13 protein-coding genes and 1 rRNA gene are annotated in these 20,412 nt (G+C 53.6%); 1 reads left to right on the top strand and 13 read right to left on the bottom strand.

Going from position 1 to position 20,412, the window contains the following annotated elements; genetic code table 11:
* Positions 1–366: 366 nt before the first annotated feature.
* From tatC to AC0LWM_RS31765, 12 genes are all read right to left on the bottom strand, one after another.
* The gene (gene tatC, locus AC0LWM_RS31820; RefSeq protein WP_474679068.1) at positions 367–1,158 is read right to left on the bottom strand and encodes a twin-arginine translocase subunit TatC; all 792 of its coding nucleotides are present in this window, start codon (positions 1,156–1,158) and stop codon (positions 367–369) included.
* 17 nt (positions 1,159–1,175) lie between these two features.
* The gene (locus tag AC0LWM_RS31815; protein WP_474679067.1) at positions 1,176–1,454 is read right to left on the bottom strand and encodes a twin-arginine translocase TatA/TatE family subunit; all 279 of its coding nucleotides are present in this window, start codon (positions 1,452–1,454) and stop codon (positions 1,176–1,178) included.
* 70 nt (positions 1,455–1,524) lie between these two features.
* A complete protein-coding gene (locus tag AC0LWM_RS31810) occupies positions 1,525–2,508 on the bottom strand; it encodes a carbohydrate ABC transporter permease (protein WP_474679066.1) in 984 nt (327 codons plus the stop codon).
* Positions 2,505–3,413, bottom strand: a complete 909-nt coding sequence (locus AC0LWM_RS31805; protein WP_474679065.1) for a carbohydrate ABC transporter permease — start codon at positions 3,411–3,413, stop codon at positions 2,505–2,507. Before AC0LWM_RS31805 ends, AC0LWM_RS31810 begins: the two co-directional genes overlap by 4 nt.
* A complete protein-coding gene (locus tag AC0LWM_RS31800; RefSeq protein ID WP_474679064.1) occupies positions 3,410–5,662 on the bottom strand; it encodes a DUF5696 domain-containing protein in 2,253 nt (750 codons plus the stop codon). The genes AC0LWM_RS31805 and AC0LWM_RS31800 overlap by 4 nt, the downstream gene beginning before the upstream one ends.
* Positions 5,655–7,703 (bottom strand): YIP1 family protein, encoded by a 2,049-nt coding sequence (locus tag AC0LWM_RS31795; protein WP_474679063.1) that lies wholly within the window; start codon positions 7,701–7,703, stop codon positions 5,655–5,657. The genes AC0LWM_RS31800 and AC0LWM_RS31795 overlap by 8 nt, the downstream gene beginning before the upstream one ends.
* Positions 7,704–8,582: a carbohydrate ABC transporter permease gene (locus tag AC0LWM_RS31790; protein WP_474679062.1), complete on the bottom strand. Its 879-nt coding sequence runs from the start codon at positions 8,580–8,582 to the stop codon at positions 7,704–7,706.
* Between the two features lie 4 nt (positions 8,583–8,586).
* The gene (locus AC0LWM_RS31785) at positions 8,587–9,681 is read right to left on the bottom strand and encodes a carbohydrate ABC transporter permease (protein WP_474679061.1); all 1,095 of its coding nucleotides are present in this window, start codon (positions 9,679–9,681) and stop codon (positions 8,587–8,589) included.
* Positions 9,678–12,674, bottom strand: a complete 2,997-nt coding sequence (locus AC0LWM_RS31780; protein ID WP_474679060.1) for an extracellular solute-binding protein — start codon at positions 12,672–12,674, stop codon at positions 9,678–9,680. The genes AC0LWM_RS31785 and AC0LWM_RS31780 overlap by 4 nt, the downstream gene beginning before the upstream one ends.
* Positions 12,671–13,810 (bottom strand): ABC transporter ATP-binding protein, encoded by a 1,140-nt coding sequence (locus AC0LWM_RS31775; RefSeq protein ID WP_474679059.1) that lies wholly within the window; start codon positions 13,808–13,810, stop codon positions 12,671–12,673. Before AC0LWM_RS31775 ends, AC0LWM_RS31780 begins: the two co-directional genes overlap by 4 nt.
* Positions 13,811–14,024: 214 nt before the next feature.
* Positions 14,025–16,157, bottom strand: a complete 2,133-nt coding sequence (locus AC0LWM_RS31770) for a hypothetical protein (protein WP_474679058.1) — start codon at positions 16,155–16,157, stop codon at positions 14,025–14,027.
* 70 nt (positions 16,158–16,227) lie between these two features.
* Positions 16,228–17,607 carry an ABC transporter substrate-binding protein gene (locus AC0LWM_RS31765; RefSeq protein ID WP_474679057.1) on the bottom strand — a complete coding sequence of 460 codons (1,380 nt, stop codon included), beginning with the start codon at positions 17,605–17,607 and terminating at the stop codon, positions 16,228–16,230.
* Between the two features lie 728 nt (positions 17,608–18,335).
* On the opposite strand from AC0LWM_RS31765, the gene AC0LWM_RS31760 reads away from it, so the two are divergent.
* A complete protein-coding gene (locus AC0LWM_RS31760; RefSeq protein ID WP_474679056.1) occupies positions 18,336–19,331 on the top strand; it encodes a LacI family DNA-binding transcriptional regulator in 996 nt (331 codons plus the stop codon).
* Between the two features lie 690 nt (positions 19,332–20,021).
* Here the strand turns inward: AC0LWM_RS31760 and rrf are convergent.
* A 5S ribosomal RNA gene (gene rrf / locus AC0LWM_RS31755) occupies positions 20,022–20,138 on the bottom strand.
* Between the last annotated feature and the right edge of the window lie 274 nt (positions 20,139–20,412).

Genomic DNA, 20,412 nt, shown 5'->3' with positions numbered 1-20,412 from the left:
ACCTTAGAATCTCTTCACCAGTTGCCTGTCAGCTACGAGGCGACTTGGCTCCTACCTCGGCCGGACTTGCACCGGCTAGTTGCGTCTAGCTTGGCTAGGCGCGCTAAAACGGAAAAGCCGCATTATATGCGACTTTTAATGAGTTAATGTTCTTGTCATCTCGTCCCAGATGCGACGGATGTTATCCAGCGCGATCTTCGTCCCTCGCTTGCATTCTACCATCGTGCACGCCGACGTCGATCAGAGGCCGTGGATTATTACTAGATTATTATATTCCTCTGGATCAGAATTCCATAAGAGCACTTTCCTTAGGGACCAACGCCTTTAGGCAGGCTGGCATTCCAACCAGGTCACCCGCCGGTGACGCTAACGCTCTGTTGCATAGCCGCTCAATCCATCCAAGTCGCCTGCCAACACTTCCTCCCATGCCTTGTCCGCCGCGAGCTGCTTCCGGTAAACCAGCTTGGACATCAGCACGCTGAACTCGTACAGCAGCAGCAATGGCACCGCTACGAGAAAATCGGAAACGAAGTCCGGCGGCGTCACGATCGTCCCTATTGCAATTAGCACAAAATACGAGAGTTTGCGCATGTTCTGCAACCTCTTCGGGTTAAGTATGCGCAGCCTCGTCAGGAACATGATCACGATCGGAAGCTCGAATAGGAGGGACATCGGGATGAGAATGTTGAACATAAACGAAAAATATTGCGACATCCCGTACGTCTCCGTCACCTCCATATGCTTCGCGACATTCGTCGTAAAGTACACGGCCATCGGGAAAACGACAAAATAGGCAAACGCCAGCCCAAGCAAAAACAACAGCAGCGCACCCGGAATATAACGCAGCGCCGCACTCTGTTCTTCCTTGCGCAATCCCGGCTTCACGAACGCCCACAGTTGATAGAAAGCAAACGGGAGCGCGACGATCAAGCTGATAACAAATGCAAATTTCATATAAATGCCGATTCCGTCCCACAGTGAAAAAGCGTGCATCGAGATTCCTTTAGCCGGCTCCACGGATCTCAAATATGTATAGATCGGGTCTGCGCCAAAAAAACCGCCGACCATCGCCAGTACAAGCACGACGAGCACGTAGATGATCCGCTTGCGCAGCTCGCCGAGGTGATCAACCAGCGTCATGTCTTGTTTTTTGGGCATCGCTTTCACCTTTTCGGTTAGTCGGGTAATCTGCCGTTATCGTTGTTGTCGCGGCGGGCTTCAGCCTGTGGCTGGGTCGCCTGCATCCGTGCCGTTTCGGATGGACCAACCTCTTTGCGGGCATGATTCTGTCCATCGTTATCGTCGTCGGACATCATGTATTTGGCCCCGTTCTTAAACTCTCGAAGCGTGCGTCCGAATGCGCGGCCAAGCTCAGGCAGCTTGTTTGGCCCAAACAGCAGCAGCGCCAAGATAACTAACAAAATGACGCCTGTTACGCCAATTCCGTTAAACATTTTCGTTTCCTCCTCAATACTTAAATATATTGCCGTGATAGCTCCTTCCAAAACCGCAGCTCGTTCCCGACTACTCGATCAATCCCGTTCGCTCAATCCCTTCCGTGAACCAGCGTTGCGTCAGCATGTAGACTAACAGCGGCGGCATGATGATCAGGAAGGCAGCGGCCATTTTGGGCCCTTCGGAGATCGGATCTTTATCAAAGCCTGCCGTAAAGTTGACCAGCTTGTTGCCCATCAGTTCTTGTTGAAGCATATTGAGCCTGAGGGATAATGGCTGAAAGTCCTTGCTCAAAAACATCGACGGCTCGTAATACATGTTCCAGTACCAGATGAAGGAAAACAGAAATACAACGATGATCGCCGGGCGCGCCAGCGGAAGCATAATGCGGAAAAACAAGCGTAGTGCGCTCGCTCCGTCCATCTTGGCCGCCTCTTCCAGCGCCTTCGGCTGCGTCATGAAAAACTGCCGGAAAATGATGATGAACAGCGCCCCGCGCAACCCTTGGCCAAACACCGCCGGCACGATGAATACAAACGGCGTGTTTAGCCAGCCGAGCTTGCCGTAAATCGAATACAGCGGGATCATCGTTATTTGCGGCGGCACAAGAAACGTCACGATGATCAGGATGAACGCCAGCGTTTTGCCCGGAAAGTTCAGCCTCGCCAGCGCATACCCCGTGATCGCGCAGGAGACAACCTGCAGGACAGAGCACGTCAGCGCGATCGTGATCGTGTTCATAAACGCTTCCGGGTAGCGCAGCCCGCGCCAGCCGTCGGCCAGGTTTTGCCAGTTCAGCTCCCTCGGAATCCACTGCACGATCGGATCGATCAGGTCGCTGACGGACTTCACCATCGTAGACATCATGTAAAACAGCGGCTGCAAATACAAATAGGCAATGACCGCAAGAATAAAATAAATGACGATTCGGGTTATCCAGCCGTCGCTGACGTGCTGACCCATCAGCAGCTTTTTGACGCGCTGCGCCTGGCGGCTGTGCAGCTTATGGCTAAGCTCCGCTTTCGCCTGCATATAGCTTTCGGTAAGTTTCATCGAAATGCCCCCCTTTTCATCGCTGAACGATACGTAAGCCACAGCGCTACGCCAAGCAGCGCCAAGATGAGGGCAAAATACATCCATGCCAGTGCGCTGGCGTAGCCGTACCCGGTTTGCGGGTTGAACATGTTTGCCCGTACCTGTTCCAGCACCGGGTTAAACGGAAATGTGAACAAATCGACGATTGTGAACACCGCGTTCAGCCCGATGAACGGCACCATGCCCGGTAGCGTTATTTTCCAGAAGCTTTCCCATGGGGTTGCCCCGTCGATGCGGATCGCTTCGTACACCGTCTTCGGAATCGTCTGATAACCTGCGATAAAGATCAAAATCTGCACTCCGGAATACCACAGGATGATGACCGCCCGGTTTAGCACGCTCAGCACCGGTTCGGCGATGCGCGGGCCGACGTACTCCCGTACAATCCCTTCCAGATTGTATTGCGCGATGAACGGCAGCTTGCCCGCCCCTTGGCCGAACAGCTCCATCAGCACCTGGCCGGTGGCGAAAATGACCGGCAGGAAAAAAATCGCCCGGATCATCGTCCGCCCCGGCATCTTCTGGTTCAGCAGCAAGGACACCAGGAAGGAGAAAATGAGAATGAGCGGGATAATTAGCAGCATTTCCTGGAAATACGTAATCAACTGGATCGGATACACGTTATCTTCCATCAGCGCCCGCCGGAAATTGTCCAGGCCGACCCAGTCGTACTCGAAGCCGCCGCCCTTCAGCCGCACATGGTTGAAGCTGTTGAACAGCGACCACCCGACCGGGAAGGCGACAAAGGCGGCAAACCCGATCGCCCACGGCAGCATGAACAGGTAGCCGGTGCCGTAGTCTTTCCAGCGGTAGCGCAAGTAACCTTTGCGTCTTGGTGTATTTATCTGTTCCGGCTTACTCATGGCGCACTCCCTCCTTTCGTCACCTTAAAGCGGTTCGTATTGTAATCGACGGTGACCCGGCTGCCGTCGTCGTAGGTGACGGCGTAGACCCCTTCGGCTTGTTTCTCGTGGCGGATCATCCGGCGATGGACGAGGGGCGCGAGCTCGTCAAATGTCTTGTACTCTTCGATGACGCGGTCTTTCCACACCGCAAATTCGCTGCTATATAGATCGTCGTAATTCGTTCCTTTCAATTCGCGGCTGCGTTCGTACGTCAGGCGAAACGACGGGATGGCGCCGTATTCGATCGCTTTCAGCTGCTCCTTGCCATATTGGCTGCGCATATTGCCTTCCACGCCCGTATACAGCAGCGACCCATGCACCGCCATCGGATAAAACGGCACCGTTTCGTCGACCACAAAGTCGTAGCTGGACTCCAGCGGGAACCGCGTCAGCAAGTCGCTCGAAGCCAGCGCATAATCGTTGCCGCGGTTCGTGGCCGCCAGACCCATCCGCGCTTTTGTGTAGGACAGGAGCTGTGCATACAGGTACGCCGTATCTTCCCGCTCAAGCGCTTGCTTGTTGTAATCGCGGAAGACGGTGCCGCCGACCCCGTTATAAAGAATGCCGCTTACCCCAAGCTCGGCGAGCCGGTCGATCGTCTCTTTCGCCGAGCGGACCGCCGTTACCGGATTCAGCAGGAAATTTACGCCTTTTCGGTCGTGGAACACGGTCGTGTCGATGCTGCGGATGCCTTCCGTTTTCATCGAAACGTCCGTTTTGCCGATTTTCATCCACGTCAAATCGTCTTCGAACAGCACCGGGATGCCGCGTGTTTTCATCGCCGCGGTAAACCGCTCCGCTCCTTGCGCGCCGCCAAGCTTCGTCTGCACCGGAAAGCGCCGGTCGCTTCCGGTGAAACCGCCGTCCTGCCAGCCCTGGAACTGGATGCGCAGGTTTTTGACGCCTTGGTCTGCAAGCGCGGAAACCATCTCTTCCGCTTGCGCAAACGTCGTGGCCGGGATATAGCGGTTGCCTCCGAACACATCCTTCGTGCCGCCGCCAACGAGGCCAAGCAGCATAGGCACATGCTCCGCCGGCGGCAGTGATGGCGGCAGCTGCGTCGTCTCCAGCAAGTAGTCGCGGTACGTTTGCGCCATGCCGCTGTAATTCGCGGCGTCCCCGGAAAGCAGCCGATATTCGACCTTGCGGTCCTGCCGGATCCGCTCCTTCTGCACCGAGTTGATCGGCGGGGCCATCGTGCTCACTTTGCGCAAATATTCCTCGCGATACACGAATTTCGCCGCGATCGAATGGTACGACGTCTGTACCCCGGCCGGCATCGCCGTAATCCGCGTCGTCGCTTTGCCGTCCTTGACGATGGCCGCGTACGCCTGGTCGCCGCGTTTTAAGCCAAACACCGGGTAGGCGACCGCTTCGCGGGGGATGTCCCGTTCCTGCAAGTTCGCCGGATCGTCGTCATAGATCATGTAATCGTACCGGTTGCCGCTTGGCGGGTGGCTGCGGTCGTAATAGATCAAACCGCCCGGTCCGTCCGGCACGAACAGGTAGCCCGCTTCCTCCGTGCCGGATACCGCCCCGAAAAACGGCAGCAGCTGCAGCGTGAACAAGCGGTTGTCGCCGCTTTCCTCGATGCCCTGCGACGGCACCGTCACTTCCAGCCCGTGGTCCGTGAGCTCGTAGCGGATGGCCAGCGCAAGTCCCAGCTTCGGGTAGCGGTACGTGACTTCGATGCCGCGGTCGGTTCTAACGAAGCGTTTGTCCAGCTTCGCGTCGAGCGCGTTCGTCATGTTCCGCTGCGTTTTGCCCGCGGTGACGTATTCCAGCACGAACGGCGACTCCAGGTTGGTCCGCAGCAGCCCTTTGACGGTCTCCTGCTCCAGCTTCGCTTTCGCCGGATTGCTGCGCCAGAGGAAGCCCGTTTGCTTACTCCGCACAGCAATTTGCGTCGTATCCGGTTGAAACAGCAGCGTGAAGCGGCTATTCTCTGCCACGGCGGCGAAGCCTTCGCGGTCGAGCGGTCCCGACGTCCACGCCTCGCCCTCGGCAAGCGGGACAAACGTCTGCGTCCGCGGGGCAATGCCCATCTCGCCGAGCTGAGGCAGCCGCTCGCGGTTTGCGATGACGAGGATCGTGATGACCAGAATCGCCACGACGGCGATGATAAGCGTGTAGCGCTGCCAAGCGCGCTTCGGCCAAAAGTTAAAGCCAACCTTCTCCGGGTTGTGCGGCCGCCCTACATCAGCCATTGAACGTCACCTCCCGGTAAATTTGCTTCATAAAGTCGAATAGGTTGTAGCCGAGCCCGGACAAAATGACGAGAAAAATCCAGATGACCACAATCGTAGCCAGCGTAATGGCCGCATTTTTGGCCGCTTCGAGGAAATCGAAGTTGTGAATGACCTGCGTCATGATGAACAGCAGCACGAGGATCCAGATCCACATCATTTGGATGATCGCGTCAACGATGATCCTCTCTTCCAACACAACGATGTTCGAGAGCACGATCGCCGGGATCATCAGCACTATGTACGGCACAAGCGCAAAAGCGCTCGCCTGCAGCACTTCGCGGAATCGTCCTTCCCCACCTTTCACGGCGCTCACCAAGTAGTTGGCGACGATCCAGGTCAGCCACGGCACGAGCAGCACGCCCACCTCCAAAGCGAGATTCACTTTGCTCAGATCGTACGGATGGAAAATAAATCCCATGCCGTAGATGGAAACGAGGCGAATGACGACCGTGAACAGGACAATGGTAAAAATCATCGACCACGACACTTTGCGTTCCTTCAGACGGTAAAAGCCTTCGTACGGGTGAAGCATGAGGTACAGCGCGTCTTTCGCTTCCCGCCCGTACCGGGCCGCAAACGGCGGCCACGACCGGCCGGACGCGTAGCTCCCGGCCCGTTTCACCGCGAAACGGAGCAGCCACGCAGCGCCAATGAGCAGCACAAACGCGTACATCAGGTACTTCTGAATCCAATCGTAACGTACGTTCCAGAACGCCTCCGAATAGCCGGCGGCATCGTACGAATCTTCAAAATGAGCCATCGCCGCTTCGTAACGCTTCTCGTGCAGGGCAATTTCGCCCAGCCCGTTGTACGGCAGGTTCATCATGCCGTTTTGCTGCATGACCGCCTCCCAATACGGCTTGCTTTCCTCGTAGCTGCCTTCGTAATACAGCTTCGCTGCGGTGAGAAACGCTTCGCCAAACGCTGTCCGCTCGTACACTTGCACCAGGTTCAGGCTGCTGTCGGCGACCCAAAGCTCCTTTTTGCTGTTGACGGCCAGGCTCGTCGGGAAATTGACAATGCCGCGCTGATGCGCCGATTTATCCGTATCGCCGAAGTAAATAAGCGCGTTGCCAAACGGGTCGTAGATCGAAATTTCCCCCAGCTCGCCGTTCATCCCGTACAGGAAACGATCCGTATCGATCGCCGTATCGACCAGCTTGATTTCGTCAAACGGCTTGTTTTGAAAGGCGTCGGCGCCTCCGGCGTTCAGCTTCTTGATTTGGCCCCGGTATACGCCGGTGCTCGTTGTCAGCAAAAAGCCGTCGCCGGAAAGCGTCACATTTTCGATCGTGCCCGGGCGCCGGGCGATTTCCTTCTCCATTTGCGTCCGGTTGAAAAGTGTTCGTTTCAGCCGCGTCAGCCAGTCCAGCTCGGTTTTGTTTGCGCCGAAAAAGCCGGTAAATTGCCCTTGTCCGTTCATCCGCAGAAGCCCCTGGTACGAATCTTTGACGACGACGTACAGGACGCCGCGGTTATCGACGACAAGCTTCGTGGGCACATAATAATAGCTTTCCGGCAGCAATGGCGACTGCGGCTTGCTCAGCGAGCGCACAAATTTGCCGTCAGCGCCGAACACCGCAACGCGCTTGTTGCCCGTATCGGCGACGTAAATCGTGCCGTCCTTGGCTACGAACACGCCTTCTGGCGCATTCAACGCCCCTTCACCAGCCCCTTCGCCAGCCGAGGCGCCGATCGAGCGAAGAAACCGCCCGCGCGGATCGAACTCGGCGATACGGTTGTTGCCGGTATCCGCCACGTAGACGTGATCGTCGGCAGCGATAAACAAATCGCTTGGCGCCGAAAGTGGCACGTCGATGTCGGCGTAACCGATCACCCGACTCGGTTCGTACAGCGGCTGAATGCGCATCGGCCGGCCGGTTTCCTGGTCGATAAACCAGGTGCTGTACGGCAGGCGTGCCGAAGCATTGCCCGGGAACAGCAGCGTAGTCAGGACTGTGGCTAGGATGACCACGGCGACAATGAACCGCGTCCGCATCTATTTCACCCCCGAATGCAGCATCGTCTGGATCATTTTGCGCTGGAACAGGAGGAACATGATCAAATTCGGGAGGAAGAGCAGCAGCGCCGCCGCTGCGGCCATGCTTTGGCCGGCCACGCTGTTTTGCAGGTTGGCCGTCAAGCTCGTCACATAAAAAGCGAGCGTCTTCATCGTCTCCTTCGTCGTGTAGAGTGTCGAGCCTTCGCCGTCCAGGTACACCGCCTGGAACGTAATGATCGCTACTGTCGCCACCGCGGGCGCTGTGAGCGGGATGACGATCCGCAGGAAGATATACATATCGCTCGCCCCGTCCAGCTTGGCCGCTTCAAGGAGCGAGTCGGGAATTTGATCGATGAACTGCTTCATCAAAAACACCGCCACCGGCGAAGCGAGAAACGGCAGCACATGCGCCAAATACGTGTTCGTAATCCCCAGACTGCTGACGATCAAATAGCGCGGAATCGCCACCGTCTCCGGCGCAAACATAAGCGACAGCATAATAAGCGCCATCACGAGCGCCTTAAAATGAAACCGGTGCTTGGACAATACATACCCGGCCATCGTACTGACAAGAATAACGAGCGCAAGCGACAGCGAAACGACGATGACGCTGTTGAACAAATACCGCGTAAACGGCACGACGCCCGCGCCCGCATGCAGAAATAGCTGCTCGAAGTTGCGCATCGTCGGCTCCTTCACCCAAATCGTCGGCGGAAACAAAAACAGCTCATTCAGCGGTTTCAACGCGTTATTGAACAAGAAAATAATCGGCAGCAGCATAAACGCCGCCAGCCCGGTAAAACAGACGACAAGCAGCGACCGGGAAACGGAGATCCGCCGGAGCCGCGTCAGCCCCGAAACATAAAGACTCGCCATCGGATTATTCCCCCTCCTTTGTCGCAAACAAACGATAGCAAAAGCGCATGATCAAATACGACAGGACAAGCAGCGCCACGGACACCGCCGAAGCGTAGCCCCATTCGTAGCGCAAAAACGCATAGTCGTCGATATGGTTTGTCATTAAATGCCCTGAATAACTCGGTGTAATCGGCATCCCGGTAAGCTGCGTCGAAATCGCCCCCGCTTTCAGCGTGCCGACGATCGCCATGACGGCGCTGAACAGCATTTGCGGTTTCATCGACGGGATCGTGATGTAATACACTTCCTGCAGCGCGTTTTTGATCCCGTCGATCCGCCCGGCTTCGTACAGCTCGGTGTTCACCGTCTGCAAACCCCCGAGCATCGCCAGAAAGCCAACCCCCATGCTTGTCCACATCGTAACGAGGATCATGATGTTCATCAAATACGCCGGATCCTGCAGCCATAATTGCGGCGTTTCGATGAAACCGAGCTTTAACAGCAGGTTATTCAAGTAACCGACCCGGTCCCCGCTGAATGTGGCGATCCAAATGACGGACAGCGCCACGCCGCCGGCCATCGACGGAGCATAGAACGCAAGGGTAAAATAGTCCCGCACACGCTTAGGCAATTGGTGAATGAGCCAGGCGAACACAAACGACAGCACGTACCCGCCGGGCCCGACAATGAGCGCAAATTTGAACGTGTTCGGCAGCGTATATTTCATAAAAACGATATCCTGCGTCACCAAAGCGATAAAATTGTCCACCCCAACGAACTTGGGAAAGGCGAAGCCGTTAAAGGAGGTGACGCTTAACCCGGCCGCCATGAGCACCGGAATGAGGATGAAGCAGCCAAAGGCGAGAAGAAACGGCGCCAAAAACAAATACGACATCCGGTCGCGCCAACATTCCCGCAAAAATTGACGAAATCTGCGCACGAAACGGGGGCCGCCTAAAGGTGCCCGTTCCGAGGACGGACGATACACTCGGCCGGTTTCAGGGCCGGAGGCAGAGGGTTCGGCCGTCAGAAGAGGCGAAGTAGCTGTTCGCTTCGAGGTAGAAAGGACGGCATCGGTTTGTTTTTCAAAAGTTAATCCGCTATTGTTCCTCTTCATGGCTGATCCCCTCCCTCTCGATGATCCAACGGTACATGCAAATCCGTCCCCGGCCCAAAGCCGAATTCCTTCTGCTTGCGGGCCATTTCCCGCTGCAGCGAGCTTGCCGCTTTGTCGAGCGCTTCTTTCGGCGGCATGCCCTGCAGCACGGTGTTGTTCCAGGCAAAGTCCATCTCCCGACCAAGGAAATAATAGCCCGGCACGTACGGCATGTTTTTACCCCAGCGGCCTTGCTCGGCGAGCACCTCCATATCTTCGCTCGGCCACGGCACGTAGCGGAGCGCCTCGATGTTGGCAGGGTTCCAGCGGTATTCGATGCCGGCGAACGATTCGATGTCGCTTGCAAACTGCGCCTGCACCGGCGCCGAGGTCCACCAATCGAGGAATGACCACGCCTCTTCTTGGCGTTTGCTTTTGGCCATCACCATCCCCGCCGACGTATTTTGCGCCGACCAGCGGACGACTTGCCCGTCAGCTCCCCTTAATCCCGGCAGCGGCGCCATCTTCCACTTCCCCATAATTTCCGGCGCAGCGACGGTAAGCTGGATGTACGTATTGAAGTCGGCGATGCCGATCGGGATGTCGCCAAAGCGGAAATGGTTGAAAAACGCCGGCACTTCCTTCGGCATATCCGACTTGACAAACCAATCGGTCCAGCGCTGAAACGCCGCTTGCCCCGCTTTGCTGTCGATCGTCGTCTCCATTCCGTCCGCCGTATAAAATTCCGCCCCCTGCTGGTAAAACGGCAGGACGAATTCCTTCGCCGGATAATAGACGGTCATCCCGTTTTCCTGCAGCGTCGGCAAGAGATCGAGCAAATCGTCCCAAGTATCCGGCGGTGTGAGCCCTAGCCGGTCCAGCACGTCAGTCCGATAAAACATCACCATAAACGACTGCGTTTCCGGCAGCGCGTACGTCCCCCCGTTATACGTATACGACCGCATGACGCCGTGGTGAAACCGCTTTGCGACTTCGGCAAAACCCGGCATCGCGGACAAATCCGCCGCCGCCCCGCGCATCGCGTAGTCGACCGGCGTTTCCATCCCGAGACCGAGCGCCACGTCCGGCTGGTCCCCGGCGGCGTTGCCGAGCATAAGCACGTTCGTGCTTGGCATCAGATTGACGTTGACGCGGATGCCGGTTTTCGGCGTAAAGTCCGATTCGATCATCTGCTGCAGCAGATCGACGTAATCCCGGCCCCGCTGCACCCAGACGGTGAGCGCTTCCGCGTCGTTCAAATCTTTCGAATCGTAGCTTTGGAAAAAGGTACGGGCAAAATTCACTGCACTGTAGCGGATTTTATCCCACAGGTTCGGCGCCGTCCGCCCCGAGTCGGCCCTCGGCGTCCGCACGACGATTGAATCGAGCAGCACCCCTTGGCTTTCCATCGGCCGAATCCACGTGTTGATGATCGTTTGGATGTCGGCAAACGTTTCCACCCGGTTCGGGATGTCGTTTACATCGTCCAGCATCTGCTGCAAGCTGTTCATCGCCGATGAAATCGCCGTCGTCGGATCGGTCACCTGCTGGTTCAAGCCGTCGATGTAATCGCGCGCCGTCCGCAGCCGCTCCAGCACGTCCGCCAGCTTCGCTTCGATCCCCGGATCGTACGCCCTCACGTCCCAAGTGCGCCCGGTATCCAGATTCGCGCTGCTGCCGCTCCCGTAGTTTCCGGAGATGACGCGGATGTCCCGCTCGATCGCGCTAAGCTCCGTCATCGCGTCCTGCAGCGCCTCAACCGCCGGCGCGAGCGGCGAACGGTCGGCGATCATCCGCAGCCGGTGCGTCCCGCCTGCAAGATGGAACAGATACGGCTTGCCCGCCGTATCCGCCAGCGAACGAAGTGTAAGTTCCGTATTGGCCGGCAGCGCGTAGCGGAGCATTTCCCGAAACGGCACCCGGTCGTCGAGCAGAATGGTCCGGTAGGCCTTCGCCTTGCCGTTGTACCCTTGAAAATAGTTCAGATCGATCGCATACCAGCCCGTTTCCGGCACGGTAAATTCCCACTCGATCGCATCGCCGGCCTGCATCCAGCGGTCGCCGCCGATGGCGTTGTATACGATCCGCCCTTCCGGGTCCGGCGACGCAAACGGCTCGGCTACGCTTTGCGTCTGGATGCCGATCGCCGATTTGCCGGCGTATTGCTCCGCTTCGATCACGGCAAACCAGTCGCTTCCCGCCGAACTCGCCCCCGACGCCCCGGCGTCGCCCGCGCCCGCGTCCGCCGCATACTCGGCATACGCCGGGATCTTCTCCGGCGACGCCAGCGTCAGCGACGCCAGTGCCACCGGCTCCCGTCCGCCCGTGAGGCGGATCGTATGCCGCCCCTTGCCAAGCGGCCACAGCAGCGGCTCGGACGATGCGGCATAATCCGCCGCCTGCGCAGTACGCCAGCCGCCAAGCTCCTCCTGGACGGGGCGGATTTCGTTGCCTAGCGCGTTGCGGTCGTACGGATGCTTCCCGTCCTTCCACCACCGCGCCAGCGTTACCCGCTCGGCTTCCCGGTACGGGTAGCGGCCGTCGATCTGCACGCCGCGCACGACGTTCGCAAAGCTGCCCTTCAGCGGCATATATTCGAACGCCAGCGTATACAGGCCGTCCTGCGGCACGTCGACGGTCCATTCCAGCCAGCCCCGGGGCTCAGTCCAATCGACGGCATCCCCTTCTGGCCCGTCGTTGCGCACCGCTACTTCGACTTCCGCCGAAGCCGCCGAATACGACGCCGCCCGGATCACGATTGGCGCAATGTCCCGTGCCTCCGGCAACGCCTGCGCTTGCTCGCTGCGCAGCCACGCCCCATAACTCGGGGGCGTCTTCTGCGCCTCCGGTCCGCCTTCCTTCGTTCCAAGCGGGACAGCGCTCGCCTCAACGACAGGGAAAACCCGCTCCTCCCGTACCGTATTCCGCCATCCCCAAACAGCTGCAACCGCCAGAACGATCCCAAACAGGAGAATCCCGCGTTTTCTCCATATGCTCCCGCTCCGGCGCCTCATGCCGAAACCTCCCGCCCGGCAGTAAGCGATTCACCGCTCTCCCGCTCGAACAGATGCGCCTTGTCCATCCGCAGTACGAGCCTTACGGTATCGCCAACCCGGACCGGCGTATGCGCATCGGCCCGCGAAACGATCACCGTCCCGCCCGCATCGGCGTGCACGAACGTATCCGAACCCATCGGCTCCTTCATCTCCACCGTCGCCGGAACTTCCCAATCGGCATACGCCTCCGTCTGCAGCGCCGCCGCCTCGCACAGCACGTGCTCCGGACGCAGCCCGAGCACCACCTGCCGCAGGTTCGCGCTCGTCCCGCGCACATGACGCGCACAGCTTTCCGGCAGCCGCAGCTTCATCCGCCGGTTCTCGAAGTATACCCCGTCGGCATGGGCGGCGATCGCCCCGTCGATAAAATTCATTTGCGGCGTGCCGATAAACCCGGCGACAAACAGATTGCACGGTTCATCGTACAGCGTCTGCGGGGCGGCCACCTGTTGAATTTTGCCGCCCTTCATGACGACGATCCGCGTCCCCATCGTCATCGCCTCTGTCTGGTCGTGTGTCACATACACAAACGTCGTCCGCAGTTGGCTGTGCATTTTAATAATTTCCGTGCGCGTTTGCGCCCGCAGTTTGGCGTCCAAATTGGAAAGCGGCTCATCCATCAAGAACGCCTTCGGCTCCCGCACGAGCGCCCGGCCGAGCGCTACCCGCTGCTTCTGGCCCCCCGAAAGCTGCGCCGGCCGCTTCGTCAACAAGTGCGAAATTTCCAGCATTTTGGCCGCACGGCTCACGCGCAGCTCCACTTCATGCTTGGCTACTTTCCGCAGTTGCAAACCAAGCGCCATATTGTCGTAAACCGACAAGTTCGGATAAAGCGCATAATTTTGAAACACCATCGCAATGTCCCGGTCTTTGGGCGACACATAGTTCGTAAACTTGCCGTCGATATAAATATCTCCCCGGGAAACTTCCTCTAGCCCCGCCAGCATCCGCAGCGTCGTCGATTTGCCGCACCCGGACGGACCGACCATGACGAGAAATTCCCCGTCGGCAACGTCCAGATGAAAGTCATTCACCGAAGGAACCGCTTCCCCTTTGTAATATTTGTACACATGTTGAAAAGCTATGCTCCCCACTATCCAAGCCACCTTTCGTTTTCCAAAGCTTTCAGTCAAAGTTTCTTGAAAAACATGACGTCTCGCCTGCAATTTTGCAATCGTTCATATATAAATGGTTGTTTTGCCATAGATTACATTTCGCAAAAACAACTCTTGCGCCGCATCATCGACCGCAGCGCAAGAGCAAAAAAGAGAAAGCCGATCCCCGATTAACAAATGAACCAGTTGCGCCCTACAAGTTGCTAACTAAAACTCTTGCATCGTAAGTACCAAATAACGCGTCAGGATTGTGAACAAGAGCCGTTAACCTTCCATTTGTATCATTTAGAGCATTGAAACCGCCCAATGCTACGGATTCCGGCACATTAACGCGATCCAGCAACGTCGCTCTCTTGGCATTCTTCAAATAGAAGTCAGCTTGACCAACTGGATCAGCGCCAAAATAAATTCCATGTATCCGTGGATAACTAAATTTATTGGCAGCATTTTCAATAACCGCCTGCGTAATATCTAAACATGTCGTGGCATGACCAACAAACTCAGGATGTACAATGAAAGTGTTAGATACGCTGTTTGCGGCATCATGTGCAGCAATCCGAATCAGTTTGTTCATCGTTACATTTCTTCTAAAACGAAATTCAATTTTTGAGCTTTGGATCGTATTAACCGTGAGATCAACGAAAGCGTCAGCATCAATCGATAACTCATCAAAATGATTATCATACAAAGCGAATGAGTCTAGATTTAGTTTGTTTGTTGATGCTAGTTCATCTTGTGATTTAACGGCACGCGGAACAGACACGGTATTGTTATAAATTTGAATGCCGCCGCACGGAGCCTTATAAAAATGAACAAGCGACTTGTAAGTATTCGGAAGATTTACATCGTTCGACGTAATATAGGTGTTGTCATAATAGTTGATGTTATTCCCGTTTCCCGCAACAAGATCATAGCCGATCGTGCTATCATTTGTTGTGAGAATCATTGCCTGCGGCGCTCTAGTCCACGATGGGTTTAAGCCTGCTGCCGATATTTGTGCATCGGTCGGGAATGGCAACATTTCGACAATATTATCGTGAACCTGAACATTTAATAATGTCGCACCGGTCCAAACATCCAAAACACTGAACTGACGATGCACTTTACATTTCAATCCGGATACCTCAATACTGGAAATATCGGGAGTTTCAACTGTTATGGCCGCAATGATGTGACTATTCCGATAACCATAAATGGTAGAGTCTTTGAAGTATGAATCGCTGTTATGCAACTCAACAGGACACGCATTTAAACGGCCGTTCACTGTGGTCATTTCGAAACTGCAGTTGGCAATTTTTGTCGCTTTTGCTTTGCCATAAATTGTTGAATGATCATCATTGTCCGAGTTATCCAACATCAAGTTCTTGAACTTAACGCCATCAATCTCAATGTCTTCTCCGCCAGTAACAATTGCGTTTGGCGTATCGCCGTTTTGAATCGTGATATCTTTAATTTTTGCGCGATATGAAGTTTCCAGGTAGATCGGAATGCGTAGTTTATATCCTCCAATACGCTTTCCGGCCAAAGCTAAGTCAATACTGCCATTACCGTAAATGTTGTAATTTTCTACCGGGGTAAAATTACCGCTAACTCCATTGACATCAGTGAAGACCATAAAATCTTTATTATCAAAAAATGCGCCTACTTTGAGCGTTCCTTGGATTTCATAATCCACATTAGAGAATAGCGGTATCATCCCGGCGCTGAATGACGAAACTTCCGAATAATTCGCATAGGAATTTAGCAAGAAAGTGTCTTTCTTCTTAACTAACCACTTCATACCTAAGTTTCTAGCGAATACCGCCGCTTTTTCACAAGCTAACCGAGCATCCGTTGCGCCTGTCGGATCTGCTCCGAAAACCTTCGGGTCAATATATCCTTTCGAGAATACGGGAATCCAACGTCCTGTTACGCTGTTGTCGGATATAATTGCGTAATCGGCATCTGTCTCCGTGCTCGCCGCATCCCATATATACAATTGGTCGATCCAGCGGATGTTTGAATTGTAATGCAGGACTCGTACTTGTTGACCGTTCATGCTGATGTTTAATGCTTTAAGGTCTGCAATCGTTGACACGTATTGTTCCGGCATATCATTGATTTGCTTTTTCTTTTTCACTTTCTCATCGTCTTTCCCCAGCAAAACGCTATCTCCGTTGACGGTTAATATCGTACTCGCCGTTACGGCTGCGCCGATCGCCCCGATCGACGCCAGCAGCTTTCTCCTGCTGATCAAAGGCGATGCAAATTCCTCCGGTTGCCGATCTGCTGCGCTTCGCACTCCCTCTTCATGCTGCCGCACTTCATCGTTCATCCCCTTGTTCATGTCCATTCCTCCTAAACCGGAATTGTTCGGTTGCAAGAATTCAAATCGGACATCGTTTCAAACAGTCGGATTAATCCAGTCCAAACGCTTTTCTCGCATCGACGACAATTTTATTATTGTATTGATCGGCCGCCGCCTGCATCGTGCTGAGATCTTTCGTGTTCCTGAAAAATTCGTCAAGGTTTGTATTCGCCTGATACCAATCCCACTCCAGAATGGCCGGATCTTTTGTATAAGAGCCTATTTCCGCGGTTCTTTTGATCGCGTCGACGTTTTTCCCTTTCCAGACATCCACCTGATCGTAATAGGAAGCCAATTCCGGATCGTCAACGAAAGCTACCGATCCACTTTCAATCATTCTTTTTTGCGTTTCCAGCTCGTATTGGAATGCCAGCCATAAAAACGCTTCTTCTTTATGCTTGGACGATTTCATAATCGCATAAGGCCCGTTCAAATGCATGGTCGCTTGCATTTTTTTGCCTTTTGGCATCGGCAGGACGTCCCATTCGAATTTGGCGTTTTCGTTATATCCCGGCACATACCAATCGGCCCCGATCCCAAACAACGATTTGCCTGCCAGAAAATTATTCGCCGCGTCCCATCCATATTTCGCCGCTTCTTCAGGTGTAGCCCGCACATGCCATTTATAGACAAGGTCTTTAACCCATTGCAAATCGGCGGCAACTTCGGGTGTATTTAACACACTCTTCGTCAAATCTTCATTCATGAAACGGAAATTGGGTGAACTGCCGTTGGCAACCGAAACCATCATTCCTAACCAATAATCAAAAGACGAATCGTACGATAACCCGTATTCCCCGGCGTTGATATCGGTCGCTTTTTTGGCCATTTCAAGAAAATCATCATACGTCCAGTCATTGGATGGCATTTCCATCCCGTGTTTCGCCAGCATATCTTTATTTACCGCAATCCAGAGCGGTACGTCCGACACCGGGAGAGCGTACGTTTTATCGCCCAATTTATATATATTTTTAAAATCGTTTCTTACTTTGGCGTTTTTGAATACTTCATTTTTCTCCATGTACGGCGTCAATTCTTCAAGCAAATCCTGCTTGACAAAACTCGTCATATTGTCCACGATCGCCAAATCCGGCGAATCGTTTCCGGCCACCATGGAAACTACCGTACCTAGAACATCGTTATTTACGACAGGTTCAATCGTAATCCAAGGGTACTTCTCATGAAACTTATCAAATTCTTTTTGAGCTTGGCCCACATAATATGTAACGTACTTTAAAGTGACAGGCTCCTTCTTCTCCGGCGGCGTCTCCTGCTTTTCCGCTTCCGGTTTTGCACTTTCTGACTCTTGCTTTTCGGTTTTTTGTGAATTGTCCGGTTCTTCCGCGGTTTGTTTGGAACACGCCGCCAAAAATAAAGTAAGCATCAACAATACCGTCATTACGAGTGGTACAAACTTGCGATTTTTCATCGTTTCACGCCTCCTGATTTTTCATTTCCCGAAATGATGATGTCAAACTGTTGTTTCTCTAACTGACAAAATCGCCGCCCCCCGACACCCCTCTCTTTTTTTGAAAATGCTTTCACACATGAAATATAACACTCGTTATATTTTTTTGTCAACAAAGAAATCCTTTATATTTTGGACTATAATTTTCGATGTGCTAATACATTTATGTTCGGAATCCTAGTTTATATTTATTTCGTTATGCGGCATTACACTTGAACGCAGGCCGAACTAGGTTAACGAACCAGGAAAAAATTCAATGGCAAATTTAGAGTATATCCTTGTCGTAAACCTTCATCCGCCTTGAATCTGCACCTGTTTTGATGGCAGTAAACGCACTTAAAGTGATGTAGTTCACTCTTCCCATTTGCCGCTCATAAAGGTTTTTCCGTTTCAAAGAAATCATTACGTTCGTAACTTTATGTACACAACATTATTTTTTCATGGAGATTCCGAATTGGTTTTTGTTCGTGATTTGGTACGGAGTAAGTTGGAATTGACGAAATGGGATGGAGAGGGTTAATATATTACTATCGTTATGTTTGAAGAAATGTTTCTGGCCGAAGCCTACCCGATGAAAAATACGTTCATGATCAAGCGGAAGCGCTTTACTTGCAGGCAGAAATTGCCCAGCTTCGCTATAAACTTATACTTTCTTCACTCTTGAAAAAATGCATGTTAAGGAGTGCGCCGTGGTTACCAAAAAAGAAATCGCTGATTACCTTGGCATTTCTCGGGCTGCCGTCTCGCTGGTATTGAACAATACCCCAAGCAGCACGATATCCGCCAGCACAAGAAACAAGATTTTGCAAGCCGCCAAAGAACTCGGATACGGGGATGCCGACATCATCCCGAAAATCTGTTACGTTTTATACGGCCGCGAAGCGAATGATCCGCGTTATATGAACGATTTGCAAATTATTGAGGATACGGCAAGCCGTTATAATTACGGGACGCTATTTCTGAATGTATCCCCGGAGCCGGAGTCGCTGGATAAACTGCAAAGACTGCTTGACCATCAAGAAATTAAAGGATTCGTCATATCCGGAGATGTGGACGAAACGATTCTGGATATGATCCAGTCGGCCAACGTTTCGTATATTCTCTATGGCTTCCCGCTGGAAGAAAACAAAAAAAACGTCAACTACGTCGCTACCGACGACAAGAAACTAGCCTATGAGGCAACGAATTATTTGATTTCCCTTGGCCATAGGCGGATCGCCCTGTTTCTCGGAAGCATGGGTTACAAAATCCACCAAAACGGCTTGGAAGGTTATACGCAAGCGCTGCAGGACGCCGGCATCGATATCGATAAATCGCTTGTGCAAATCAGCAACGAAGAAGATGGTTACGAGTTGTGCAAACGAGCCCACTTTCTTCAACTGGACTACACGGCGGCGTTTTGCGCCAATACGGTTATCCAGTTCGGCGCCCTGCAATGGCTTAAAGACTCTGGCATCGCGGTACCGCAAAGCGTCAGTCTCGTTGGCTCCGGCTTAACCGAACTGGCGCAAATCAGCGTACCAAAGCTGACAACCTTCTATATTCCGGCCACGGAAAGGGAGTCGATTGTAACCCATCTGCTCGATATTATCCATAGTCGCGACAAAACCGCCAAAACGTATTATATCGACAATTTTGCCCTACACAAAGGCGGAACGGCGGGCGTTAGAAGTAAGCAACCTTAGATCTGTTGCTCGGATTCCGGATTGGGATCAATAAAGCGCTAAGCGGCTCATTCCACGCTAAGGACAAAAACCGGTAAGCTTTACGCCGTCAATTGGCGTCGAACGCAACGGGTAAGGAGCCTCGAAAGAACAAGCGAAGACGATAAGTTTAGCAGGACGGAGGAGAAAGCATCATCCGCCAAATTGAGATGGTTAAGCCACCCGGTTAATGAATGAGACCCATGGTATTAACAAAATAGAGCTCCATGTTAATGGAGAGAGCCCTCTCGAATGTGGTGGTTCGGGAAGGGGATTAAGTCGGAAGTCCCTTTCTCTTCCCAGGCGATTTTGGGGTACTTTATGTGAAAATAAAAGTAAAACGAGCGCCTCGGTACGATGGGGTTGCACACGAGGTCATTGCCTCAAAAAGCCCATCCGGGAGGTCGCTCTACTATGAAAGCTCAAGACAAAGCCATATAATTATAAACAACTTTGCTGTAAGGGAGTTGTTTAATATTATCCCCTTACACTAAAAATTTATATGTTGTAAAAATAAAAAAGCAGTACCTTGACCGAAGGATCGGTAAAGGTACTGCTTCTGCTTGGCGACGTCCTACTCTCCCAGGATCCTGCGATCCAAGTACCATCGGCGCTGGAGGGCTTAACGGTCGTGTTCGGGATGGGTACGCGTGGAACCCCTCCGCCATCGNTGCTTGGCGACGTCCTACTCTCCCAGGATCCTGCGATCCAAGTACCATCGGCGCTGGAGGGCTTAACGGTCGTGTTCGGGATGGGTACGCGTGGAACCCCTCCGCCATCGCCACCAAACGTGCTATCGCTCATCGCGAAAGCGTGCAATTTAATCAGGTTGCAGCATCGCCAAATGCCGCGAAAACAACGTTCACCCGAATCGCGCTTGGCGGTTCGAGCGTTCATCATTATTCCCTGAAAACTAGATGCGAAAGTAAGTGATAAGATTAGTCATCCTTGTTGCCGGGGCCCCCGCAAAGTACTCGGAATAAGCTCCGAAGCATTTGCTTCACTTTGTGGGGTAAATTAGTTAAGCCCTCGACCGATTAGTATTCGTCAGCTGCACGCATTG

It is taken from the genome of Paenibacillus sp. sgz302148, from assembly GCF_056120465.1.
This window is presented reverse-complemented; position numbering and strand designations above follow the sequence as displayed.